The sequence below is a fragment of the Shewanella sp. SG41-3 genome, from assembly GCF_014164545.1.
GTDB lineage: Bacteria > Pseudomonadota > Gammaproteobacteria > Enterobacterales > Shewanellaceae > Shewanella > Shewanella vesiculosa.
The window spans coordinates 486,682-511,705 of the sequence record NZ_JACJFJ010000003.1 but is presented as its reverse complement, the minus strand read 5'-3'; the positions used below and the strand labels follow the sequence as shown (position 1 = coordinate 511,705).

Annotated in this window: 17 protein-coding genes; 10 read left to right on the top strand and 7 right to left on the bottom strand. The window is 42.9% G+C overall.

Annotation, left to right across the window (positions count from 1 at the left end):
• The first annotated feature begins 6 nt into the window (after positions 1–6).
• From rng to H5164_RS08200, 8 genes are all read left to right on the top strand, one after another.
• Positions 7–1,497, top strand: a complete 1,491-nt coding sequence (rng, locus tag H5164_RS08235) for a ribonuclease G (RefSeq protein ID WP_124015310.1) — start codon at positions 7–9, stop codon at positions 1,495–1,497.
• Positions 1,497–5,777 (top strand): YhdP family protein, encoded by a 4,281-nt coding sequence (locus tag H5164_RS08230; RefSeq protein WP_182755554.1) that lies wholly within the window; start codon positions 1,497–1,499, stop codon positions 5,775–5,777. The genes rng and H5164_RS08230 overlap by 1 nt, the downstream gene beginning before the upstream one ends.
• Positions 5,701–6,531 (top strand): carbon-nitrogen hydrolase family protein, encoded by an 831-nt coding sequence (locus H5164_RS08225; protein WP_182755551.1) that lies wholly within the window; start codon positions 5,701–5,703, stop codon positions 6,529–6,531. Before H5164_RS08230 ends, H5164_RS08225 begins: the two co-directional genes overlap by 77 nt.
• A gap of 66 nt (positions 6,532–6,597) precedes the next feature.
• Positions 6,598–8,046: a metalloprotease TldD gene (gene tldD / locus H5164_RS08220; protein WP_124015307.1), complete on the top strand. Its 1,449-nt coding sequence runs from the start codon at positions 6,598–6,600 to the stop codon at positions 8,044–8,046.
• A 199-nt stretch (positions 8,047–8,245) separates the two neighbouring features.
• Positions 8,246–9,679 carry a TolC family protein gene (locus H5164_RS08215; protein WP_259396770.1) on the top strand — a complete coding sequence of 478 codons (1,434 nt, stop codon included), beginning with the start codon at positions 8,246–8,248 and terminating at the stop codon, positions 9,677–9,679.
• Positions 9,669–10,658: an HlyD family secretion protein gene (locus H5164_RS08210; RefSeq protein WP_124015306.1), complete on the top strand. Its 990-nt coding sequence runs from the start codon at positions 9,669–9,671 to the stop codon at positions 10,656–10,658. Before H5164_RS08215 ends, H5164_RS08210 begins: the two co-directional genes overlap by 11 nt.
• A gap of 12 nt (positions 10,659–10,670) precedes the next feature.
• A complete protein-coding gene (locus tag H5164_RS08205; RefSeq protein ID WP_182755549.1) occupies positions 10,671–11,840 on the top strand; it encodes an ABC transporter permease in 1,170 nt (389 codons plus the stop codon).
• Positions 11,840–12,985 (top strand): ABC transporter permease, encoded by a 1,146-nt coding sequence (locus tag H5164_RS08200; RefSeq protein ID WP_182755547.1) that lies wholly within the window; start codon positions 11,840–11,842, stop codon positions 12,983–12,985. The genes H5164_RS08205 and H5164_RS08200 overlap by 1 nt, the downstream gene beginning before the upstream one ends.
• A gap of 201 nt (positions 12,986–13,186) precedes the next feature.
• On the opposite strand, the gene H5164_RS08195 is transcribed toward H5164_RS08200, so the two are convergent.
• Entirely contained in the window at positions 13,187–13,699 is a 513-nt protein-coding gene (locus tag H5164_RS08195) for a hypothetical protein (protein WP_124015303.1), read from the bottom strand.
• A gap of 533 nt (positions 13,700–14,232) precedes the next feature.
• Here H5164_RS08195 and H5164_RS08190 point away from each other — a divergent pair.
• Complete coding sequence (locus H5164_RS08190) at positions 14,233–14,586, top strand: hypothetical protein (RefSeq protein ID WP_182755545.1); 354 nt, start codon at positions 14,233–14,235, stop codon at positions 14,584–14,586.
• Positions 14,587–14,758: 172 nt separating this feature from the next.
• On the opposite strand, the gene H5164_RS08185 is transcribed toward H5164_RS08190, so the two are convergent.
• The 4 genes from H5164_RS08185 to yjgA form a co-directional block, all read right to left on the bottom strand.
• Positions 14,759–15,649, bottom strand: a complete 891-nt coding sequence (locus tag H5164_RS08185) for a LysR substrate-binding domain-containing protein (protein ID WP_124015301.1) — start codon at positions 15,647–15,649, stop codon at positions 14,759–14,761.
• A gap of 267 nt (positions 15,650–15,916) precedes the next feature.
• Positions 15,917–16,318, bottom strand: coding sequence for a hypothetical protein (locus tag H5164_RS08180; protein WP_124015300.1), 402 nt, complete (start codon positions 16,316–16,318; stop codon positions 15,917–15,919).
• Positions 16,319–16,521: 203 nt separating this feature from the next.
• On the bottom strand, positions 16,522–19,002 hold the full coding sequence (locus H5164_RS08175; RefSeq protein WP_182755543.1) for an Ig-like domain-containing protein: 2,481 nt from the start codon (positions 19,000–19,002) through the stop codon (positions 16,522–16,524).
• Between the two features lie 45 nt (positions 19,003–19,047).
• Positions 19,048–19,581, bottom strand: coding sequence for a ribosome biogenesis factor YjgA (gene yjgA / locus H5164_RS08170; protein ID WP_182741193.1), 534 nt, complete (start codon positions 19,579–19,581; stop codon positions 19,048–19,050).
• A gap of 159 nt (positions 19,582–19,740) precedes the next feature.
• Here yjgA and pmbA point away from each other — a divergent pair, with 159 nt between their 5' ends.
• Positions 19,741–21,120 (top strand): metalloprotease PmbA, encoded by a 1,380-nt coding sequence (gene pmbA, locus H5164_RS08165; RefSeq protein ID WP_182723529.1) that lies wholly within the window; start codon positions 19,741–19,743, stop codon positions 21,118–21,120.
• A gap of 381 nt (positions 21,121–21,501) precedes the next feature.
• Here the strand turns inward: pmbA and rimO are convergent, their stop codons facing one another.
• On the bottom strand, positions 21,502–22,908 hold the full coding sequence (rimO, locus tag H5164_RS08160; protein ID WP_182755541.1) for a 30S ribosomal protein S12 methylthiotransferase RimO: 1,407 nt from the start codon (positions 22,906–22,908) through the stop codon (positions 21,502–21,504).
• A 241-nt stretch (positions 22,909–23,149) separates the two neighbouring features.
• Positions 23,150–24,589, bottom strand: a complete 1,440-nt coding sequence (locus H5164_RS08155) for a methyl-accepting chemotaxis protein (RefSeq protein ID WP_182755539.1) — start codon at positions 24,587–24,589, stop codon at positions 23,150–23,152.
• Between the last annotated feature and the right edge of the window lie 435 nt (positions 24,590–25,024).

The window sequence follows — 25,024 nt, the reverse complement described above, 5'->3', positions numbered from 1 at the left end:
TGGCCTATGAACATAAAAACTCAACGTAAAAAAGGCACAGAATTACTCATTAATGTCACGCCAACAGAAGCGCGTGTAGCATTAGTCGAGCATGGTGTTTTACAAGAAGTGCATATTGAACGTCGCATGAAGCGAGGTTTGGTCGGCAATATCTATAAAGGTAAAATCAGCCGTGTACTTCCAGGCATGCAAGCCGCATTTGTTGATATTGGCTTAGACAAAGCCGCCTTTTTACATGCTTCCGATATTGTTCCGCATACTGAATGTGTTGCCGATGTTGAAAAAGGTAACTTTGTGGTGCGCGATATTGCCGAGCTTGTTCGTCAGGGCCAAGACATTATGGTGCAAGTGGTCAAAGACCCGCTTGGCACTAAAGGCGCCCGCCTCACTACCGACATTACTTTACCTTCCCGCTATTTAGTTTTTATGCCTGGTTCTAGCCATGTTGGCGTATCGCAACGCATTGAACTGGAAGAAGAGCGCCAACGCCTCAAAAATATTACCCTTCCTTATGTTGATGATGATGGCGGTTTTATTATTCGCACAGCCGCTGAAAATATTGGTGAAGATGAGCTGGCTCAAGATGCAGCATTTTTGCGCCGAGTGTGGGCCAAAGTCAGCGAACGTCGCAAGCGGAAAGGGGTAATATTACTCTATCAAGACTTAGCGTTACCGGTACGGATTATTCGTGACTTTGTGGGAACAGAGCTTGATCATATTCAAGTTGACTCACGCCGTACATATGCTGAACTTCAACAGTTTGTGCAAGAGTTTATGCCTGAGATTGCTAACAAAATTGAGCATTATGCCGGCCCAGCGCCTATTTTTGAATTGTATGATGTTGAAAATGAAGTTCAACGCGCTTTAGGTCGCAAAGTTGAACTCAAATCGGGTGGATATTTAATTATTGATCAAACCGAAGCTATGACCACAGTCGACATTAATACCGGTGCATTTGTTGGTCATCGTAATTTAGAAGAAACCATATTTAATACTAACCTTGAAGCCACTCAAGCGATTGCAAGACAGCTGCGATTACGTAATTTGGGTGGGATTATCATTATCGATTTTATTGATATGTTAAGTAAGGAACACCAAGCACGGGTGTTAGAAAGTTTAAATGCGGCCTTGGCGTTAGATAGAGTCAAAACCAGCGTGAGTGGGTTTTCTGGCTTGGGTTTAGTTGAAATGACCCGTAAACGTACCCGTGAAAGTTTAGAGCATGTGGTATGCGGTGAGTGTCCATCTTGTAAAGGCACTGGCACCATGAAAACGATTGAAACTGTGTCATATGAGATTTTTCGCGAAATTATTCGATTAGATCGAGCTTATAAAGCCGATGAGTTTTTATTGTATTGCTCACCGGCTGTGTACATGAGTTTTAGCGGCGATGAATCACATTTGTTGGCAGAATTAGAAGTCTACATTGGTAAACGTATTCGTTTGCAAAATGAACCGTTATACATTCAAAGTAAATATGATGTGGTGATGATGTAGTGTCGACAACTCGTACGGGAACGATCAACAGAGTATTTTGGCAGATTTTGGCTATTACACTGGTGCTTTTTGCATTGGCGGTGAGCCTTATTCGTGGTTTATTGCCTCATATTCCTGAAGTCCGTACTGAGTTAATTGATTATCTTGATAGTGAGTACCAACTGCATGTGCAGATGGATAAACTCAGTGCTGAATGGCAAGCATTTGGGCCTGCATTGACCATTAACAATTTAGTCCTACCGCCACAGGATAATCTGCCAATTACAGTTGTCAGCAACAATGTGCATATCAAACTCGATTTTTGGCAGTCGCTACTAACCTTGAGCCCGCAGGTTGAAACCGTTGTATTTGATGGTCTTAAGGTGGCGCTCAATCTCGATCAGTTAACTGCTACTGACGATAATACCAAGCCTAGCGATAAAGCCACTCTTGACTGGTTATATGCCCTGTTATTGGAGCAATTAGGTCATTTTTCAATAACCGATGCCTCCCTGCAACTGGTGAGTAAACAGCATGATTATCGGCCGATTTTTATCGATAATTTATTATGGCAAAACAGCACTAATCGTCACCAAGCACAAGGCATCATCTATGTTGATCCACAGCAGTCAAAGCAAGAACAGTTAACGTTACGTATTGATCTTAGCGGTGATGGTTATCAAGCGGATACTATAGCTGGTCAACTTTACGTGGCCGCAGACTCATTAGACTTAGGCAAATGGGCCTCTAGACAACATAACGCGCAAACAGACGCCGATAATATTGAGTTTCAAGGGGTCATAAATCTTGATGCATGGATGACGTTCGCGCATCGTCAAATTGAAGATGGCATACTGGTTTTTAAACCGAGCTGGTTACAATGGCAAGATGCGGACAGCCAGCAAAAGTTTGCAATCAATTCAGGTTCATTGCAATGGATCCCACAACCTGATGGTTGGCGAATCGACAGTCACAATTTAGATTTATCCACCAATGATCAAACTTGGCCATTACTCACCTTGGCTATTGGCAGTGGTGATGGTGATTTTTTTGGATATGCGAATCAAATTATCCCGACCTTGCTTAAGCCTATGTTGCCGTTAGTGCCAGGTTTAGGCATGCAGCAAGTACGCAGTTGGCAGCAGCTTAATCCTCAAGGAAAAATTGGCCCTATTCGGCTGTATAAACAGGCAGAAAAAGCCCTTATTGCTAAAGTTGAAGCACAACAATTACAATGGCAGCCCTATGAGTCTATACCTGGTATCAGCCCTTTCGATGCCCAATTAACTTGGGCAAATAATCAACTTGAATTTAGCTTACCTGAGCAAAAATACCAGCTCGATTTTAGCGATAATTTTAGTCAGCCAATAACACTTAATAGCAGTGCCGTCATGGGCCGATATGATGTTGGCCAGCAGCGCTTGACCGTGGCTAATATTGAATTGAGCAATAGCGATCTTACTCTGCAAGCGGGCCTTAATCTTGAGTTTGCTGAACAGACTCATATGGGATTAGCTGCTCACGTGACCATTAATGATGTGGCTCATCTTGGGCGATATTTTCCATTAATGGCGATGAGTCCAAACTTAATTAGCTACCTTAATGACGGCTTAGTCGCTGGGCAAGTGAATGATGCGCAGTTAGTCTGGCATGGGGATTTAGGTGGCTACCCCTATCAAGATAGCAGCGGAGTCTTTCAAGCCGCTTTTACTCTTAATAATGGCAATTTTAAGTTCCAACCTGATTGGCCTGCTGTGAGCGATCTTACATTATCAGCCTTGTTTGAAAATGCGATGATGGATTTGCATATTGATCAGGGCAAACTTGATGACGTTACGGTAGACGGCGCGCGAGTGTCTATTCCACATTTGGGGGAAGCGTCGTTGTTGAAGGTTGAAGCCGATATTAATACTGATGCTCAAGCTGCAACCAAAGTAATTAATGCTTCACCGTTACATGATTCTGTCGGGTCTACGTTAGACGTAGTGCAAATCCAACAACACATTAATACTCGATTGGATCTGGCGATTCCCTTATATGAAGGGGGTGAGCAACTCATTAAAGGTCAAGTCACATTTAATAATAACCCAGTGTTTATTGATACCCCCGGTTTAGATTTACAGGGGGTGACAGGGCAAGTGAGTTTTGTTAATCAAGTAATTGAAAGCAAAAATATTAAGGCTCGATTATTTCAACAGCCTCTCACGTTTAGCTTGAGTACCGGTAAGCGCAACAACAATATTGCATTAAATGTTGCGCTGAAAGGACGCTGGGATCTTGATGCCCTACCTGACAGTTTAGACAATCCACTGACTGAAACCTATCACGGAAACATGGACTGGAATGGCCAGTTAACTATGATTTTTGATCCTAGTGGCTACAGTTTACAAGTTTCTGCAAATTCCGATCTTGTTGGAACATCATTAGATTTACCTATCCCTTATGAAAAATCGGCCGCGGAACCGAAAACGCTCAGTGCAGAACTGATTGGCGATAACAAACAATCATCACTGAGCATTAAACTGGGTAATGATGTGGAGTTTTGGGGAGGATTTAATGCCGATAATGGCAGTCAACTGGCTTTTTATGATGTGATGATAGGTCGCCATTTTAGACTGGGTGACAGATTAAATAAGCAGTATGGGCACATACATGTAGATCTGCCTAAAGTTGACTTAGCGCAGTGGCTACCACTGATTAATCGCTTTAGTGCGACAGCAGAACCTGAAGTCGTGACCTCTTTGATACGAGACCGTATTTTAACTGTCGCCGAGTTGCCTGACACTGAGTTGCAACAACCCATTTCGCCTGCGGTTGATGCTAACCTTGCGACTCCGGCATTTCCGCCATTAGCGGGAATTCATGCCAATATTGGCCAATTAACCGTACTTGGGCAATCATTCGATAAATTGCATTTCGATGCTAAGCCAACCGAACATGTATGGCGCTTTGATGCTCAGTCACAACAGTTTGATGGCCGTATCGATTTTTATGCTAATTGGCGCGATCAAGGCATTAAAGTTGTCGCAAGCAAACTGCATTTATTGCCAACAGCCAGTGCAACAAAAAGTGATGATTTATCCCCGACTGTTATGCTACAAAATCTGCCTACGTTAGCGATAGATGTGGATGATTTTAGTGTAAATAATTTATCGCTCGGTCATTTAGTATTGCAAGGATTGCCCGTAGAACAAGGCTACCAATTCCAGACTCTTTCACTGACTAAGCCAACGGTAACATTGCAGGCAAATGGCTTATGGTCAGTTGATAATGGCACTGAAAAAACCTCGTTTGAGGTCAATTTACAGGCCGATAAGTTTGATGACCTCTCGACGATATTGAACATCAACCCTGGGCTAGAAGATGCGCCATTAGATCTCAATGGTCAGTTATCATGGCAAGGTGCACCTTATCATTTCATGCTCGATACACTTAACGGCCAGCTAAAATTTGAGTTAGGTAAAGGCCATTTATCTGAAATAAGCGATAAAGGTGCACGGGTATTTTCATTATTTAGTTTAGATTCATTATTACGCAAATTATCATTAGATTTCTCGGATGTGTTCGGTGAAGGCTTATACTTTAATCGCTTCAACGGCAACCTTGCGATTGATGATGGTGTAGTGAAAACCACAGATTCAGAAATGGATGCTATTGCGGGCAATATGCGCATACGCGGTTATACCGATCTCACCAGTCAAAGCTTAAATTATGATATTCGGTTTGTGCCGCAGCTTGCGTCGAGTGTACCAACCGTGGTGTTATTGAGTACCAGTGCATGGACTTTAGGTTTAGGGGCATTTGCCCTGACAAAAGTGTTAGAGCCCGTGATTGAAGTCATTTCTGAAATTCGTTTTCGAGTGACCGGCACCATGGACAATCCACAACTTGAAGAGCTTGAGCGTAAGAGTAAAGAAATTGAAATTCCACAAGCTATTTTACCGCAAGCCAATGAGTCGAGTGTTGAAACTCAGATTAAAACTGGAGTTGATTCTAATATCGAGCCCAAGCTTAAAAGTGATACCAAGGGCGAAAATGAAACTCAAGCCCCAGAGCAGAATAGGCAAGATAATGTACCGCCCAATACCACAGGGGCAATTAGCTCAATACCAACGAATCAGGTTTCTCGAATGATAAAGGCGCAAATGTACACCGACGCTTTATCAAGGGGCCAACACGCAGGCGACCCATTGGCTCATGTCGTTTCGCTACCAGGAGTGAGAGATGCAAATCAGCTTATTACAATGCCAAAGCAGTCGCGATGTCCAAGCCAATCTCGCGTTTGTCGACTCGCAGCTTAAAGACTTACCTCGAGAAGCCAATGAACCACAATTAGTGGTGTTACCTGAGTGTTGTTTATTGTTTGGTAGTCACGAAAGCCAGCAGCTTGAATATGCAGGTAGCCAGCATCAAAGCGAACTTAAAAACGCGTTAGCTTCGATGGCTAAAAAGTATCAAGTGTATTTTATTGCCGGCACTATTCCTATGCGTGCCGATGATGGTCGAGTCTTCAGCCGTTGTTATTTTTTTGATGATCATGGCGTCACCCTAGGTCATTACGATAAACTGCATTTATTCGACGTTGAGGTGAGTGATAACACCAAAACCTATCGTGAAAGTGATACCTTTCATCCAGGCGATCATATTAGTGTGATTGATACTCCGTTTGGCAAAGTCGGCTTAGCCATTTGTTATGATATTCGCTTTGGCGACATGTTTCGGGCTTTACGTTTAGCTGGAGCAGATTATATTGCTCTACCTTCTGCATTTACCAAAGTGACTGGGGAAGCGCATTGGCAAGTGTTATTGCAAGCCAGAGCGATTGAAACTCAATGTTATTTATTGGGCGCAGGCCAATGGGGACAGCATAATCAAGGCAGTCGAGAAACATGGGGGCACAGTATGATTGTTGATCCATGGGGCAGAGTTATTGCTGAACGAGCGACGGAATGTGGCTGGGTACAGGCTAAAGTCGATTTAGCGGAATTACAGCGCATTCGTCAACAAATGCCGCTGATGGGCCATAATCGATTTAGAGAGCCACAGCTGAAATAATACTGGCTGAGCCACGACTAACACTGAATTCGCAGTACGCGTTACCAATTAATAAAGAGAATTTTAATGCCATTTTTAACCCAAGTAGAGCAGAGTTTATTGCAAGATGGATTAACCTTAGACGGATTGCAAGGTTACTTAAATACCATTCATCAACACAATATCGATTTTTCAGACCTGTATTTCCAAGGTAGCCGTCATGAGTCTTGGGTTTTAGAAGATGGCATAGTCAAAGAAGGCAGTTTCCACATTGAGCGTGGTGTGGGTGTACGTGCTATTAGCGGTGAAAAAACCGGTTTTGCTTATGCCGACGAGATTACTCCAGCCGCTCTTGATGCCGCAGCGAAAGCCGCCCGTGGCATTGCCAGTGCCGGTGAGCAGCACAAGGTACAAGCCTTTAAGCGTCAAGCGGCACATAAACTCTATGACAGTGCCGATCCAATTGCGGCTATGGACGAAGTGAAGAAAATCGACTTGTTAAAGCAAGCCGATGCGTATATTCGTAGTTTAGACAGTCGTATTATTCAGGTTGTGGTGAGTTTATCTGGCGTGCATGAGGAAATATTGATCGCTGCCAGTGACGGTACATTGGCCGCAGATATTCGTCCATTAGTGCGTTTTAACTGTAGTGTTATTTTAGAAGATAACGGCAAGCGTGAACGCGGTAGTGCCGGTGGTGGTGGTCGTCACGATTACAGTGCCTTCTTAGCCACAGATGAAACTGGCTTACCACAGAGTTTTGAATTTGCTCGTGAAGCAGTGCGCCAAGCTCAAGTGAATGTTAATGCCATTGATGCTCCAGCAGGTGAAATGACCGTAGTGTTAGGTAACGGTTGGCCTGGTGTGTTATTGCACGAAGCGGTAGGTCATGGCTTAGAGGGTGACTTTAATCGCAAAGGCAGCAGCGCCTTTAGCGGTAAAATGGGCCAGCAAGTGGCATCGACATTAGTCACCATAGTCGATGATGGTACATTGGAAAATCGTCGTGGTTCATTAAGTATCGATGATGAAGGCGTGCCAACTCAAAAAACCACTTTGATTGAAAATGGTATTTTAACCGGCTACATGCAAGATAAGTTAAATGCGCGCTTAATGGGACAATTGCCTACGGGTAATGGTCGCCGCGAATCATATGCTCATTTACCTATGCCACGAATGACGAATACCTATATGAATGCCGGTGAATCAGACCCTGCAGACATTATCAAGTCAGTGAAGAAAGGCATCTATGCGCCCAACTTTGGTGGCGGCCAAGTCGATATCACTTCAGGTAAGTTTGTGTTCTCAGCTTCTGAAGCTTATTTGATTGAAGACGGTGAGGTAACTCAGGCAATTAAAGGTGCAACCTTAATTGGTAATGGCCCTGAAGCCATGGGATTAATTTCCATGGTTGGTAATGACTTAGCTCTAGATAAAGGCGTAGGCGTGTGCGGTAAAGACGGACAAAGCGTACCTGTTGGCGTGGGGCAACCAACATTGAAAATTGATCGTCTAACGGTTGGCGGTACCGCTTAAACGTTAGCCTATTTAGGCGTAAGTAGCCGGCTTACTGAGTGTTATGACTTGGTAAGCCGTTGTATATTTAAGGCTTATTTTGATAGTCTTGTTTATTTAAGGATATGTATAGTCAGGTTAATAATCTATGTGGCTGTGAAAATAACTGTTTTAAGTTATACTTCATCAAGGAATTAGAGTATTAACTCTAGAGGTGTTTATGGTTGCAAAGCGTCATAGTAGTCCACATAGCCAGAGGCGATTGAGCTTGGTGTTGTGTTCGAGTGTTTTTTTTGTTCATCTTAGTGTTTTCGCTGAGCCCATTACGTTTAGCAATGCTTGGCAGCAATTAACCCAAGTAAGCGATCATCTGCAAGCCAAAACCCAGCATGTTAACCGCGCCAAAGCCGAAGAAGACGCTGGTGATGCACTGAATTTCCCATCCTTGAATATTGCCGGTAGTTATACCCGTCTTGAAAAACCGATTGAACTTGACCTCAATGATCTTAATCCACTTGCCTCGTTTGATAGCAGTACCTTACCGCCAGCGCTTGGCGGTGCCCTAGCCAGTATTCCTAGTTCATTGTTTGTTACCCCTTTTACTGAGCAAGATGTATTTCGTGCCAGTTTGCAAGCCATGTGGCCGATTTACACTGGTGGTAAAATTACTGCTGCGCAAGGGATACATGCAGCACAAGTTTCTGAAACTGAACAAGAGTTGGCCCTAGCTCGGCGGGAGTTATTTCTGCAGTTAGTTGATCGTTACTATGCGGTGTCGGTGACAAAAACCTTAGTTGATACTCAAAATCAGTTGGTAGATTCGTTAGCGTTACATGTCAGCCATGCACAAAAATTGGAGCAACAAGGGCAAATAGCCAAAGTTGAACGCTTAAATGCCCAAGTCGCGTTAGAAAATGCCAAGGTCAATAGGGGTAAAAGCCAGCGTCAATATGAGATGGCCGAAATAGCTTTAGCGCGGATGTTGCATATTCCCTCAGTCGATCCTATTTCAGCGCTGTTTTTACTGGAACAGCAACCGTCATTGCCACAACTTAGCCAGCTGACGTTAACTCAGCATCCGGCATTAAAACTGCTTGAGGCTAAAGAAGCTCAAGCCAATGGCTTAGTGGACCTAGAAAAGGGCAGTTATTACCCCACAGTGTATTTATACGGTAACTATACCTTGTATGAAGATGACAGCTTATTTTCACAAGTGGAACCTGATTGGATGGTAGGTGTGGGTATGAGCATACCGCTGATAAGCCGTGATGGGCGCAGTGGTAAAGTACAAGCCGCCAAAAGTGCTTTATTGCAAGCTCGATACACTAAAGCACAAACAAAACAGGATTTAAGTTTACTGATCGATCAAAGTTATCGGCAAATGCTGCAAGCTAAAGAAGAAGCCGATGCGCTGAATACGTCGTTAGCGTTAGCGACTGAAAATTTACGTTTACGAGAGTTATCTTTCAATCAAGGCTTATCCACATCAATTGATAGGATCGATGCAGAGTTAAGCTTAACGGCGGTTAAAACTCAGCAATTAGGGGCTAAATATCGCTATATTCAAGCCTATGCCAAAGTGATGGCCATTAGTGGTCAAGTCGATGAATTTATTAACCGAACTCAACTTCAGGGGGCTGCTTATGCGGGCTAACAAGATCATCGCGGTCATTGCATTCGTGTTACTTATATTACTGTTGGGCTATGGCGTCATGCTGGCCTTTACGCCGCAACCTAGCGTGTTACAAGGGCAAATAGAAGCTCGTGAATACAACATCTCTTCTAAAGTGCCAGGGCGGGTAGAGCAGGTCTTAGTGCGCAAAGGCGATCAGGTTGATGTGGGCGATATTTTGTTTGCCATCAGCAGTCCTGAATTGGATGCTAAGCTAGTGCAGGCTCAAGGTGGTCTAGAAGCCGCAACCGCAATGCAGCAACAAGCGAATAATGGCGCAAGACAACAACAAGTCACAGCCGCTAAAGAGCAATGGTTAAAAGCTCAAGCTGCCACCGAGCTTAGTCTAAAAACATATCAGCGCATTGAAAATCTATTTGATGAAGGTGTTGTCGCAAGGCAAAAGCGCGATGAAGCTTATACCCAATGGCAGGCCGCTAAATATACTGAACAGGCAGCCTATGCCATGTATCAAATGACCGACGAAGGCGCACGCGATGAAACCAAAGCGGCTGCGGCAGGCAAGACTCGTATGGCAGAAGGTGCAGTTAACGAGGTGAATGCAATTTTAGCTGATAGCCAAATGCGTTCACCTAAAAAAGCTGAGGTGAGTGAAGTACTGTTACAAGCGGGTGAGTTAGCACCGAGTGGCTTTCCGGTAGTGAGCATTATTGATATGAGTGATGCTTGGGCTGTATTACAAGTGCGAGAAGATCAATTATTGCAATTTAAACAAGATCAAAGCGTGATGTTAGATATCCCCGCATTGCAGCAGCAAGTTGAATTTACCGTGTCGCACATCAGTGTGATGGGCAATTTTGCCACTTGGCGCTCCACTGAAAGTGGCCATGATTTTGATATGCGTACATTCGAGGTGGAACTGACACCTAAGCAGAAAATAGCCGATTTACGTGTTGGGATGTCGGTATTATTTCGCGCCGACAAGCTCAACGAACATTAATAAGGCTTGCTGATGAGGCATCTATTTCGGCGTGAATGGACAGTGTTATGGCATTCGCCTTGGCAACTCGCCTTGGTGAGCTATATTCCGCTCATCGGCGTACTTGCGCTGTGGTGGTTGTTCAGTGCAGGCTTGCCAAGACAGCTTCCGGTTGCCGTGGTTGACTTAGATAATAGCCAAATTAGTCGTATGCTTACCCGGCAATTATCGGCAAACGCCGTGGTTGCTCCTCGCGCATATGCTAATGAAGCATCAGCGATTGACGCTATGCGTAAAGTGGAAGTTTATGGTTTAGTTATTTTGCCTTATCAGCTTAACAAAGACCTATTAACATCCAAACAACCCACGATTGATATTCGCTATAACAGTCAATTTTTATTAGTTGGCAAGTTACTCTCTAGCCAACTACAACTCAGCCTTGCTGAGGGCTTAACGCATATTGGTGAAGTAAATTTATTGCTCAAAGGAGCCAATAAAGCCACAGTCGATGTGAGTTTAACGCCTATTAGTAATCAAACCACGGCACTATTTAATCGCAATAATAACTATGTCGGATTTCTGGTTCCTCCTATATTGATTGCATTGTGGCAGTTGCTGTCGATGCTGGTTTTTGTCAATAGTGTTAATGCGGAGCTGCTCCCGCAGGGTGAGCGTAACTATTTAGCCAAAGATTTTTGGGCTAAGGTGTGGGTTAAAATCCTGTTCTACAGTCCCATTATGCTTATTCATGGTGGCTTTATTCTGCTGTGGTTATACCATTATTTGGCGATGCCGATAGCGGGTTCGTTATGGCTTTTGGTATTGGCGCAGATGTTCATGCTCATGGCGTTGTGGTTGATCGTGTTATTTATTTTTATGCTGATGCGTGACAGTGCACGGGTGGTCAGCTTTTGTACTGCCTTATTTGCTCCTGCGTTTGCGTTTATGGGGATCACCTTTCCAGTTAATGATATGCCTTTATTGGCTAAATGGTGGCGCTTGATTATGCCATCAAGTCACTATATCGACTCTCATGTCAGTGTGGTGAGCTACGGGGTGAACTTGCCACAAGTGTTACTGCAAATCAGTTCATATTGGGGCTTTTTACTCTTAATCCCTTTGCTTTATGTGTTGGGGCGTCATGCTCAGAAAATACCGCCTCAAGTTCCCGTGAGCAAGTCAATTAGTCTGGGAGCCAAGTGATGAACTTCTGGCAGTTAATGGTTGCAGAATGCAAAGCGATACTGGCTGATAAAGCCATAGTCGTGACCTTATTTGGTGGCGTATTATTTTACTCAGTGCTTTATCCGTTACCGTATCTGCATCAGGTGCCGACAGAGCAGCAGATTGTGGTCGTTGATCATGATAATTCATCTCTCAGCCGATTGGTGACACGTCATGCCGATGCCAGTGCCAAGATAAAAGTGCTCGCTAATGTAAACAGTATTGACCAAGCCCAAGCTTGGATTGATGCTGGTAAAGCGCACGGTTTATTGGTTATCCCAGCGGATTTTAGGCGTAATTTGTTATTGGGCAAAGGCGCGACATTAAGTTACGGCGGTGATGCGAGTTACTTTTTAATTTATTCTGCGATTGTTGAAGGCTTAGTTTCTGCAGGTATTGATGCCAGTAAACACGTGCAAATGATAGGTTTGCTCGCCCGTGGACAAAACCCAGAGTTAGCGCAGCAAGCTGTTAATTCTATCCATATTAATTCGGTGCCGGCTTTTAACCCCAGTTTGGGTTATACCCCCTATGTGGTACCGGGTTTATTTTTATTAATTTTGCATCAAACCTTATTAATTGGCACAGGTATTTTGGGCGCAGGCCAATGGGGTAAACAGGGCTACTGGCAGCAAGTCCGGCCGGTGACCTTAGTGCTTGCAAGACTTAGTGTGTTTATGATGATTTATGCACTATTTAGTAGTTTCTACTTAGGCGCTTGTTTTTATTGGTATAAAGTCAGCGTGGTTGCCTCTGTGATTGAAGTAGGCTTATTTATGTTGCCCTTTTTATTGGCTACGGGGTCGTTAGGTATTTATCTCAGTAGTTTGTTCCGCCGGCGTGAATTACCCACCCAATTGTATTTACTGGTCTCTATGCCAATTTTATTTGTGTCAGGATTTGTGTGGCCAATTGCGTTGATTCCACAGCCATTGGTAGTGGCATCGCAAGTTATTCCTGCTGTGCCAGCGATTATGGGGATGCTTGAGTTAAATCAATTAGGGGCAGGTTGGTCGGCCGTGTTGCCTAAATGGCTGCAATTATGGGGCCTATTCGCCGTTTTTATCACTATGGCAATAGTGGCCATTGCACGTAAACAGCAAGATGTTAATACTCCATCATAGTATCGAGTGTAAATTAGTATCGAGTGTAAATGACAAAAAGGCTGTAGCAGTTTCACGTTCTGTCAATCAATTCTGCTAACAAAAATAGACAGGTATCGTATTGATTGACCTGTCTATTACTGCACATTCAGCAAGATGTACTAACAAAAAACTGTTTGGCTGATTGCATTGAACCGTGACGGTTTTTTGGTCTGGGTCCAATTACATCATTCCGTCTTGTGTGCTGGTTAATGATGCTTGTAAACGTTCAACGTTATGCTGATAAATACTGCTGTTATCCACTTTTGCCGCATATTTAAAATCAGCTAATGCACCTAATTTGTCATTATTGATTAACTTCATTATGCCGCGATTATTGTAGGCATAAGCACGCTCTACCATTGATGCAATTGCGACTTGAGTACGGGCACTTTTCACTGCAGCATCACAGGCTTTTTCGGCATTTTCCATGTCAGATAATTGCACGTAACCTGCACATAAGTTCACATTGCGAGAATAGTCATCCACTGTGTATTTACTTGCAGACAATGTTGCTGTGAGCCCTTGCTGAACATCACCAGATTGCAATGCGTTAACACCTGGTACATCTTCAATTAATACCATTTTGTAGGCATTGCTATTGATGTGATGGCCTTGTTCGTCAGCCATAACACTTGTCGATGCTGTCAGTATTAATGTGGCACTCATTAGGCCGTTAACTATGCTTTTTTTCATGATGTCGCTCCCTTAAACGTTTACGTAGCGCCGCGCTACAGATGAACTTTAGTCAAAAGGACTAAAGCCGACAAACGATAAAAAACGCATTAATAGATTAAAAAAATTCACTTATATCGACAAGTTAATCAAGCTTAGTGCAGTGATGGTGAGCGACTTAGGTATTTTATCGTGTTTATCTTGATTGATTGTTGCGATGCTTTATTTAACATCACTCAATAGATACTGCTGATCGGTGGCCCGTACTTTTGTTTATGACTTGATGTCACAGTTAAGTTGTTGGCAAAAAGAGTCATTTATGCTGAGGTTTGCTTTTTTGGAGTGAATCTTAGATTATCAAACTAGACATGTTGCTCCTCTCGCTTTCTTTTTGCGCTGACCATTTTTAAATATCAAGCATGATATTGACCGCCAAAAAATTGCTAGACTTTGCCATATAAAAGAAAGACAAGAAGGACGAGACAGACGATGTTCGCTGCCTCTTCACTATATTTAGCCACTGCATACAGCGGTATTTTATCAGCGGAAACATAATGAAACTTTTGTATAAAATTGTATTTTCGGTAACTGTTTTTTTGGTTGTGCTCTATTACTCGAGTTTTTATATTTTACCGAGTATCACAATAGTAAATAATTCGGGAGCCGAGATCACTCTGGCTGAAATTGATTTACCCAGTACTCATTTGGATTTTGGCTCAATTGAACAAGGCACGAGTAATACGCTTCATTATGCTCTAACGCAACAACGAGATGGGGTCTATACCTATAGAATCGACGCTAAAGATTTAGCGGTGTATCACGGTAGTTGTGGTTACGTTACCAATAACGAACTTCATAAGCGTGTTGTGATTTATATCGCCAGTGATGCGCAAGTTGTGTGTAAATAGGTATAAAAAAGTCACATTACTGCGAGTTTTAATCGCTAGGATTGCTTAATTCAACCTATGACAAGCCGTTATTTTAGCTGCACCACGATTTTTAATCATTTTCATGGCTCATGTGAAAACTGCTTTTATCTCAATCTGAGCCAGATATCCTAAGCCCTTCAACTTTTGACACCTAACGGCTTTCATCGTGAAAGCTTTTAAGGATCCAGTCTATTAGCAATTGCACTTCTGGGCGCTGCTGTTCATTGGAATGGCGGGTGAGATAATAGCGGTCATGACTATAAAGTGGCTGGGGGAATAATGGAATCAGGATTTTGTTATCAAACCACGCTTGGCTGATAGGCAGGGGGATTAATGCTACACCAAGCCCTTGCTCTGCCGCTCGCGCGACACTGAACATACTGTCTAATTGAATAATTTGTTTGGGTTTGAATTGCTCAAAGCCGATATTGTCAGCCCATTGATGCCATGCGTAGGGTCTGGCTTTATGCAATATCAACGGCACCTTGGTTAACGCTTTAAAGCCTTGTGATGATAGCTCAGAGTGGAGCTGTGCATTACATGCTGGCATATACGTTATTGGAAATAGGTCATATACATTGTCGCTAGGCTGCTGTTTACCCGAGAGCATAATCGATACATCAGTGTGTTTTATCACATCACTGCGCGATTTAATCGTTTCGAGTTTAAGGTTGATATTGGGGTATTTGGATGACCAGCCAATAAGTTTAGGCATAAACAGCTCGCTAGCGAAAAACTCAGGCATTGAAATACTGACTTCGAGCATTCTGTCTGATTGATTAAATTCACTGACAGTGTTGACCAGTTGCTGCATCACTGGCTCGATCGCTTGGTAAAACCGTGCACCAACTTCAGTTAATGCAACCGAGCGGGTTTGACGGATAAACAAGCTTAGATTGAGGGTTTCTTCCAATTGCTTAATTTGGTGGCTAACGGCAGATGGTGTGAGGTACAGCTTTTTAGCCGTCTCTTTAAAACTTAAGCATTCAGCTGCGACGCAAAAGCAACGTAGGCCACGCATTGAGGTGTGTAAAGGAAGCATTTAATTCTCAGCAAGGACTAATTAAGTCATTTAATGGAGTAACAGTGTCGACTAAGCAGTAGTGCATTTTTATTATCATTATTGTGAAAGCAAAGATCAGACCATGCTTTAAAGTCTTATTTAAACAAAGTACTAACACATGTGGTATTTATATTTTGAGTTGCTTTAGTGCTTAAACTAATAAACATCGCACCATCTCAGTGCAATGTTTTTAGCACTTTGGTCATCAGGAGGTAAGCAGGGCTAGGGCTTATGGCTGCTACTCGATTAGAAGTACAATGTTTCTAGCTTAGTGCCATCAATAAAGATATCGCACTTATCAGCGGTGCTTGATTTTGCAGATTGGATAATACTCGCTACCACGCCAAAGCTACCGCCTTGATCGCCTAATACCGAACCGAAATAGCAATCACCTTTTACAGCCATGCCTTTGAACTTAGCGTTAAGATGCTGGGTTGGGGTCATTGGTGGGAATCGACCTTGCATGATCGTGTCACCATTAGCGATTAACTGTAGCTTGTTTTTTTCTTTGTCGTATATGCCACCAAAAATGATGGTTTGGTCATTCACTACCACAGTTTTGTTTTGTGCAACGATAGGGGGTTTAGCGGCACAAGCGCTAAGAAGCACGCCTGCGGTCAAAGTAGAAAGTATAAAAAGTTTGCGCATTATTATTCCTTAGTATGCGTCGAGAGGCGTATTCTGGCCCTCGAATGAGTAAACTAGCCCTGTTTACCTATTTGGATTCAACGTTATGCACAGTGGAGTTCCATAGTGCACAACGTGCTTATTGTAACAACTTATCAACGAATTCCAATAATAAAAACAGCCTGCTAAAAGAGCAGGCTGTTTAGTCACTCTAGAGCAGTCTTTTATAACAAGCTGACATAAAACTTCAGTTCAGTGACCACACCTTTAGGCGTCGTTGCTGTCAGTGTTACTTGGCTGGTGCCAGGTGTACCGATATTTTTGAGGGTAAAGGTGGTTGATGTTCCCCCCGCCGATGTTGCGTTCGGTACGCTGTAGCCAGAGAACTGCAACTCACCTTCAGTGCTGGCAACGGTTAAGATGGTACCTGAAGGTAATATTTGCTTGGCACTATCTGTTAACACCACAGTAAACGTCGATATTGCATTTAATCCGATAGGTTGAATATCACTGGTGTAATCGTTAATCACAGCGTCATCTTGACTCACAACAAACGTCGCATTAGAGCCTGACATAGTTAACACCAATGCTTTACGAATATAGGTGGTCGTGGCAGTGCTATCACATAAGCTGCCTTCACACTGAGGGCCGTTAAATTTACCATCAGCCGCTTGATACGCAGTACTGGCTTGAATATTAAAATATGGCTCACCTAAGTCATGGGTGCGAGACTCATTGTCATCCCTAAAAGCATCAGGTAAATCAACAAAACCACCATTATGGTAAGTTTCAACATCCATACCATCACCACTACACGCAATTGACGTTGTGCCATTTAAACAACCATTAACCACGCCGCCATCAGCAGCATCAAACACATTGTTACCGTTGGTATCGAAAAAAGTTTCGTGCCCTAAGGCATAAGCCATAATTGTGACACGGTGATCGCTTACTCGTGGCGATGCCGATGTCCAAATAACTGAACAGCGGCCATCTGCAATAGTACACGATGGCTCAATTTGTCCACCTTCAGCGGTGAAGTTGATGGTCGTGTCATCTGGTGCCGGGTTACCAAAACTGTCAGAGGCATAAGCGGTAATGGTCACTTGCTCGCCATTGTAGTCACCCGCTTCAGGATTGCCGTTTGACCTTGAAATACTAAATCCTAGCTGCTGTGGTATTCCGGTATTGACGGTGAGTTGCTCTGATTGGCTGGTAATGGTTTTATTCGTGTCAGCATCAGTTGTTGATGCCATTACCCGGACAGGTGTTGGAATCGTACCGGCTTGAACGCGAACGCTGACCAAGCCCTGAGCGTTAGTAATACTGCTATCTGTTACTGCGCCATTAGCAAATTGTAAACCGCCAACTGTAGTATCTAGACTAAAGTTTACTTGTTGTTGAGCAGCAGGTTGACCATTCGCACTAGAAACTAAAAAGGTGACTAAGGATGATTCAGTTGAGCCTGTGCCGCCTGAACCTTTGATACGGATTTGGCTTGGGTCAGCTGACACAAAACTCACGTTAGATAAGGTCTGACGGGCTAAAATAAAAGGTAAGCTTGCGTTTAAGCTACTGCCATTCACAGTAGTGGTCGCGATGATAGTGTCATTGCGTTCACTATTACCACTGCAACTAACATCAGAAAATGTTGAGCTTGCTGAGCCAGATAAGCTGGTGATAGGTGAGTCGAGTGAGGCATTATCATTGAAGGAACAGTCTGAGCTAAAGCTAATACTGGTCGGGCTTTGTAGGCGAGTCATATTGCCAACTGTGTCTTCGCTGACGAGCGTCGCGGTAACCCCAAAAGTGCCACCGGCGCTAATGGTATAACTACCATCCGCTGCTGCCGTTAGTGTTGTGGCTAATTCTCCTTCGACAAACTCACCATTAGCATCAATGGATCCCATTTTTACGATGCCAGCAGTGGCAATGTCGTCAGTCGCTAACACTTCATAAGCGCTAGTACTGCTGAGGGTTACCCCTTGATATTCTGTTGTGGCTGTTAATAAACTGGCGCCTAACTCTGATGCTGACGGAGTATAATTAAGAGTGGCGATACCTGAAGCTTTAGTCAGAGCAGTCGCGGGCGTTAACGTCGCACTACCGGCATTGAATGTGACAATTTGGTTAGCAATACCTTGGTTATTACTGTCGGTAAGTAACGCGCTGAGTTGCACTGTTTTATCAAGATTAAAGCGGGTAATTGGACCTGTAGCATCTGTAATTGAAGCTGTTAATTGAATCGCTTCAGCAGGAATACTTGTGGTGTATTCTTTAAATTGATAATTGCGACTCGCGCTAACTGAGTCAGCATCGCTTGGTGAATAAGTTGCGCTAAGAATACCAGCCTCGATGCCGCCAGATGTGACAATCGTAGTCGCAAGGCCGGAAGATAATGTTAATGCGCTAGCGGGTGTGACTGTGGCAGTGCTAGTACTGAATGTAATCAGGGCTCCGCTGACGTTAGCATTACCGAGTTTGAGATGTGCAACGGCACAAAAACTGCCATCGATATCAAAAATCAGAGATTCAGTACTGGCATCACATTGGCCATTGACGACATTTTGATAGCTTACAGTAATACTGTAACTGCCATTTGACGTGTCAGCATCGGTGCCATCCGCAGCACCGTTGCAACCTGTAAATAGCAACACTGAAGTTAATAGTAACATTAGTGTGCGAGTCATCATTTTTAGCCGCATTAGCAATATCCTTATTCTATTAAACAGACTATTTTTGAAATGGCCCTAGTCTTTGATTTCAGCTCTTAAATACTTATATAGCTCTTTAGACGATTTTGATTCTGGGCCTTTAGCCAGTTCTTTATTCGCTTGGCGGATCAGTTGACGCAGTTTTTGACGATCAAGTTGTGGATGTAAATCCAGAAGTACTTGAACCTCGTCATCACCATTTGCTAATAAACGCTCGCGCATCTTTTCAAAAATCTGTATTTGAGCAGCTTCATTATTGTTTTTGTTCAACACTTTATCGAGTGCTGCTTCAATAGGTTCATGCTCGTATCCACGCATCAATTTACCAATGTATTGCAAATGGCGGCGATAGGCTTCGGTTTTTTGCTTAATCAGTTTTGATTTTAGAATCGCATCATATAAGAATTCATCTAAACCCATTTTGTCTAATTGAGTTTTGCTCAGGGCCACTAAACGCATGCCAAGTGCTTGAGCATCCTCACTTTCTTTTTTAACGCCTGTTCTGCTGACATAGTTGTCATCATTATCATAGGGCTGCTGAAACAGTTCAGAATCGCCAACAATTTTCATAGTCATAAACCTCAAGTCAATATGCGTTAATGATAGCATTTATTTGGCCTAGAATATGCAGAATTTATTGATGATAGTGAGCGATATAAATGCACGGTTATCAATCGCCAATTGAATTTGATATGCTAGCGGCAACTAGACTAATCAAAGAGTAATTTTGTGGCTTCTCATCCTTCTTCAGCGCCTAGCGCAACTGAACCAACACCTAGAATTGATTCTGAATTATCTGCGTTAAAAGATGCTGTCGCTGTCGCGTTAGAATACGCAAAAGTGTTAGGCACTTCGGCCGCTGAAGTGGCTATTAGTAAGCAGCAAGGTTTGTCGGTTTCTACCCGTGAAAAAGAAGTTGAAACCGTTGAGTTTAATAAAGACGGTGCGTTAGGCATTACCATTTACCGCGATGGTCGCAAAGGCAGCTCATCTACCTCGGACTTAAGCCCAGAGGCGATTCGCCAAGCGGTAAAAGCCGCCGATGGTATTGCAAAATATACCTCAGAGGATCCTTTTAGTGGCTTGGCTGATCCCGCTTTGATGGCGCAAGATATTCGCGATTTAGAGTTATACCATCCACACGATATCGATGCAGAAGAGCTGGCACAGCTGGCTATTCGCGCTGAAGAAGCCAGTTTATCAGTTGATAGTCGTATTCGAAATTCAGACGGCGCCAGCGCTAATGCGCATACAGCTGCCAGAGTGTATGGCAATAGCCATGGGTTTCTTAATGGCTATTGCAGCTCTCGTTACAGTTTGAGCTGTGTGGTGATAGGCGAAGAATCTGATGGCAATTTACAGCGTGACTATGACTATACCGTTGCGCGTAAGTACAGTGATTTATTGTCTCCAGAAGCCGTTGGTTTACAAGCGGCAAACAAAACTTTAAGCCGTTTAGATGCACGTAAAATTGCCACCGCGAAAATGCCGGTGCTATTTGCGCCAGAAATTGCTACTGGCCTGATGGGCCATTTAATTGGTGCGATCAGTGGCAGCAGTATTTACCGTAAGTCGAGCTTCTTAATGGAGGCATTGAATACCCAAATATTCCCAGACTGGTTTAGCATCGAAGAGCAGCCACATTTGTTAGGTGCTTTAGCCAGCGCTAATTATGACAGCGAAGGTGTCGCTACCCAAGATCGGCGTATTATTGATCGCGGCCAATTAGAAACTTACTTATTAACCAGTTATTCTGCACGTAAGCTAGGTATGACCAATACAGGTCATGCTGGTGGTATTTATAACTGGACCTTAAGCCATTCAAACCAAACATTTGATGACTTGGTCAAAACCATGAATACTGGCTTAATTGTTACCGAAGTAATGGGCCAAGGCGTTAATGGCGTTACGGGTGATTATTCTCGCGGCGCGGCCGGCTTCTATGTTGAAAATGGCGAAGTGCTATACCCAGTAGAAGAGATCACCATAGCGGGTAATTTAAAAGACATGTTTATGGGAATACAAGGTGTAGGTAAAGATCGCGATTTACGTTCATCAATCCGTACCGGCGGAATTTTACTGAGCGAGATGAAAATCGCGGGGAATTAACCCCTTTTGCTGAACAACGCATTTATGGTTTAAATGCAAACAATGAAAGCCTCTTATCTAATTGATTAAGAGGCTTTTTTTAGCTTTAATTTGGCTCTTGAGCTTTATCACTCTACTTTACCTTTCTTGACAGTCGTTTACAGGCAAGGGGTGTCATAACTCTTGCAAATGTAACTAGATGGTTAATGGAGTAAATATGTTTCACAAAAAAATAAGTCGATTGATGATAATGTCTGCAATGGGAGTCTTGTTATTAGGCTGTGGCTCAGGCAGTGAAGAGAGTAGTGATGATGTTGCTTGATGAGTAAATAAGCTCAAACAAAAAGCCGATATCAATGATATCGGCTTTTTATGTAGAGCATGCATTACAACTGAGGAGGATTAATCTTCGACTTTCACGCCCCACACGTCGTGCTCATCGGCATGAATAATCTGTACCCATACTTGATCACCTGGCTGGACGTCAAACTCGTCGGTTAAATAGACCTTTCCGTCAATTTCTGGCGCGTCCATGTATGAGCGGCCAACTGCGCCTTCGGTGTTTACTTCATCAATTAGAATGAGATATTCTTGCCCAATTCGAGCTTGCAATTTGTCGGCACTAATTTGTGCTTGCGCAGCCATAAAGCGCTGTAATCTGTCTTCCATAACATCATCAGGGACATGGTCTGGTAAGTCGTTGGCCTTAGCACCTTTAACCGGCGAGTATTTAAAACAACCGACGCGATCAAGTTGTGCGGCTTCTAAAAAGTCGAGTAACTCTTCAAACTCTGCTTCAGTTTCACCCGGGAAGCCAACAATAAAGGTCGAACGAATCACTAATTCTGGGCAAATCTCGCGCCATTTAGCAATGCGTTCTAATACTTTGTCTGAACTACCAGGACGTTTCATTAGTTTCAGTATGCGTTTATTGGCATGCTGAAACGGAATGTCTAAATACGGTAAAATACTACCTTGTGCCATTAATGGAATGATGTCATCCACATGTGGGTAAGGGTAAACATAATGCAAACGTACCCACACACCTTGTTTGGCTAACTGCTCACAAAGCTGCTGCATATGGGTTTTAACTGGCATACCATCCCAAAAAGCGGTTTTATGTTTTACATCAACGCCATAAGCAGAGGTGTCTTGCGAAATAATCAGTAATTCTTTCACGCCAGCATTCACGAGACGTTGTGCTTCACCTAATACGTCACCAATAGGGCGAGAGTCTAGATCACCGCGCATTGAAGGGATAATGCAGAAAGTACAGCGGTGATTACAGCCTTCGGATATTTTCAAATAGGCGTAATGTTTAGGGGTCAGTTTGATGCCGTGATCAGGCACTAAATCAATTAATGGATTATGTTTTGGTTTCTCAACATGCAGGTGAACTTGCTTTAACACTTCATCATAAGCATGAGGGCCAGTCACCCCTAAAACATTAGGATGAAGTTCGATAATTTCGTCTTTCTTTACCCCTAAACAACCCGTCACTAACACTTTACCGTTTGCCGCTAATGCTTCACCTATGGTCTCTAAAGACTCTTGTACTGCACTATCGATAAAGCCACATGTATTGACAATTACCAGATCGGCATTATCGTAACTGTTGGTGACATCATAACCTTCAGTGCGCAACTGTGTCAGGATCCGTTCAGAGTCGACAAGGTTTTTGGGGCAACCCAATGAAACAAATCCAATACGATTACCGGTGGTTTCTGTGTTCAGGCTATTGGCCTTAAGTGTTTTTACCGGAATGTCTAACGTGGTGGTTTGCTTGGGTTTAAAAGTTTCAACTGTCATATGATCTCACACATAAAGTTAACGATATTGGTGGGGATGTCAAAGTGGGCGGATTATACCTGAACGGGCTAAAAGGTATAGATCCATTTAGCGTGAAAAGTATACTCATAAACAGTATGTAAAGTATAGGTGATCGCGGATGTTAGCTGATGGCAAAATACAAAAACGACGGATAATGTTAACCATTACCCGTCGTTTTTAATCTTGCATAGATATAGGAGTAAACCTATTTGTAAATAAGTTAATTTGTGCGGTATTGGCTTAAAATCTTACCTAAATCAGTTGATGCTTTTGATAGTTCTTTAACACCGCTTGAAGACTGTTGCGATAAACCTCTAATAATATTTGATTTCTGTCTTATTTCAGTCAGTTCTTTAGCAATATCATTGGCTACGGCACTTTGTTCTTCTGATGACGTTGAAATTTGGAAGCTCATGTCCATAATCGATTTCGATGATTCTGAAATGGCATTAATATCGGTACCAATATTGGCAATTAGATCGCTACTGGTCTGTGCTTGCTTGACGGTATCGCGAGTAATACTGTCGATATTGAGTGTTTCACTTTGCAGTAATTCAATCATTTTATGAATTTCAACCGTTGCTGCTTGAGTACGACCGGCAAGGGTTCTTACTTCGTCTGCAACCACAGCAAAACCACGACCCATCTCACCAGCACGCGCCGCTTCAATGGCTGCGTTTAATGCCAGTAAGTTGGTTTGATCTGAAATGGCATTAATCGTGGTAATGACTTCATTAATATTGGTGGCATTGACTTTTAAGGTAGTGACCGAGTTTGAAGTTTGTTCAATGTAGCTAGATAACTGCTTAATCTCATTAATGGCACGTTTTGCTCGGTCATAACTCTGGCGTGTGTATTCTGAATCTTGTTCCACTCTTTGGGTCGAATTACGGGCAATATTCGACACTTCTGCCGCAGATGCGGTCATTTCTTCCATTGCCGTAGCGACTGAGTCGAGCGAAGCATACTGTAAGTCAATTTGTTCAGCACTTTGTACTGCATCATTGGCAAATGAGCTGGAAGTGGTTTGCAATGTTCCGGCACTTTTTTTCACAGCAACAACAAGTTCAGTTAATGTGTCCATGGCTTTGTCTAGTGCGCAGCCAATGGTACCGAACTCATCACGACCAGGATGGAAACCTAAACGAGAGGTTAAATCACCTTTGGCAATTTTTTCTGTGGTACTCCACAACACCCATAGGGCACCACCAATAAAGGTGGCATTCCAGTAAATCACCAATGCAAACGGTAGCACCCACAAGAATGATAGCAATAACGAAACTAATGCAGCTTGCTTAGCCGTGGCTTCTTGGCCATAGACTGATTCACTCATCGCATAATATTGGTTATTTAATGTATAAACGGCAGTAACAGTATCTTGTTGGCGTGAGCTGGTTTGCAAACGACCCGATACTTGTAAGCCGAGACTTGAGGCTTGATCTAGCTGATTGGTCGCATCAAGTGCTTGTACTGTAGCGGCCGTTTTTTGCTCTAAAACATGCAGAGATTGCTGCTCAATGTTGTCTATTTTACTAAAGTAACTGCTAAACGATACGCTTGATAAAATGATGAGGAATAGTCCGAAAATCGTCCAAAACTTATCGTTAATGGACATTTTGATGAAGAGTTTATCGATATTTCTGAAATCAACTTCTTTCATGGTTTTAGTACCTAAACCTGTAAATACAATAAATTTGAATACTAGATGAGCCGTTAGTGTTTTGATACTAATAGTCAGCGTGGCAGTATTTTTTTGTGACCAATATGGCATTGGTTCATGTTCAATATCGACAATAACACGAATAACTTAAATGAATTATCTATGTCGACAGCTCATCCGGTGTCTGCCATGTCAATCAGCCAATATTAGCGTAATAGTTAGCTAAAAGCCTTACATTTTCAAGCTGATGTTACGCCAAAAAATCCAATATGAAACAAATAATTCTATTTTTAATTTTATTTTCAACAGAATTGTTACAAAACTTATCTTGTTAAGTTGTCATTATGTCTAGTCGTGTTCTGAGTCTAGTTATTGTTTTATTTGATGTATTTCTTTTATTCGCAGATGTCGTTTTTCTGTAAGGATAAAATTACT

Bases quoted from the DNA above. Each gene is read 5' to 3' on its own strand.
- rng (WP_124015310.1), top strand. From the start codon at position 7: ATGAACATAAAAACTCAACGTAAAAAAGGCACAGAATTACTCATTAAT.
- H5164_RS08225 (WP_182755551.1), top strand. From the start codon at position 5,701: ATGCAAATCAGCTTATTACAATGCCAAAGCAGTCGCGATGTCCAAGCC.
- tldD (WP_124015307.1), top strand. From the start codon at position 6,598: ATGCCATTTTTAACCCAAGTAGAGCAGAGTTTATTGCAAGATGGATTA.
- H5164_RS08215 (WP_259396770.1), top strand. From the start codon at position 8,246: ATGGTTGCAAAGCGTCATAGTAGTCCACATAGCCAGAGGCGATTGAGC.
- H5164_RS08210 (WP_124015306.1), top strand. From the start codon at position 9,669: ATGCGGGCTAACAAGATCATCGCGGTCATTGCATTCGTGTTACTTATA.
- H5164_RS08205 (WP_182755549.1), top strand. From the start codon at position 10,671: ATGAGGCATCTATTTCGGCGTGAATGGACAGTGTTATGGCATTCGCCT.
- H5164_RS08200 (WP_182755547.1), top strand. From the start codon at position 11,840: ATGAACTTCTGGCAGTTAATGGTTGCAGAATGCAAAGCGATACTGGCT.
- H5164_RS08195 (WP_124015303.1), bottom strand. From the start codon at position 13,699: ATGAAAAAAAGCATAGTTAACGGCCTAATGAGTGCCACATTAATACTG.
- H5164_RS08190 (WP_182755545.1), top strand. From the start codon at position 14,233: ATGAAACTTTTGTATAAAATTGTATTTTCGGTAACTGTTTTTTTGGTT.
- H5164_RS08185 (WP_124015301.1), bottom strand. From the start codon at position 15,649: ATGCTTCCTTTACACACCTCAATGCGTGGCCTACGTTGCTTTTGCGTC.
- H5164_RS08180 (WP_124015300.1), bottom strand. From the start codon at position 16,318: ATGCGCAAACTTTTTATACTTTCTACTTTGACCGCAGGCGTGCTTCTT.
- H5164_RS08175 (WP_182755543.1), bottom strand. From the start codon at position 19,002: ATGCGGCTAAAAATGATGACTCGCACACTAATGTTACTATTAACTTCA.
- yjgA (WP_182741193.1), bottom strand. From the start codon at position 19,581: ATGAAAATTGTTGGCGATTCTGAACTGTTTCAGCAGCCCTATGATAAT.
- rimO (WP_182755541.1), bottom strand. From the start codon at position 22,908: ATGACAGTTGAAACTTTTAAACCCAAGCAAACCACCACGTTAGACATT.
- H5164_RS08155 (WP_182755539.1), bottom strand. From the start codon at position 24,589: ATGAAAGAAGTTGATTTCAGAAATATCGATAAACTCTTCATCAAAATG.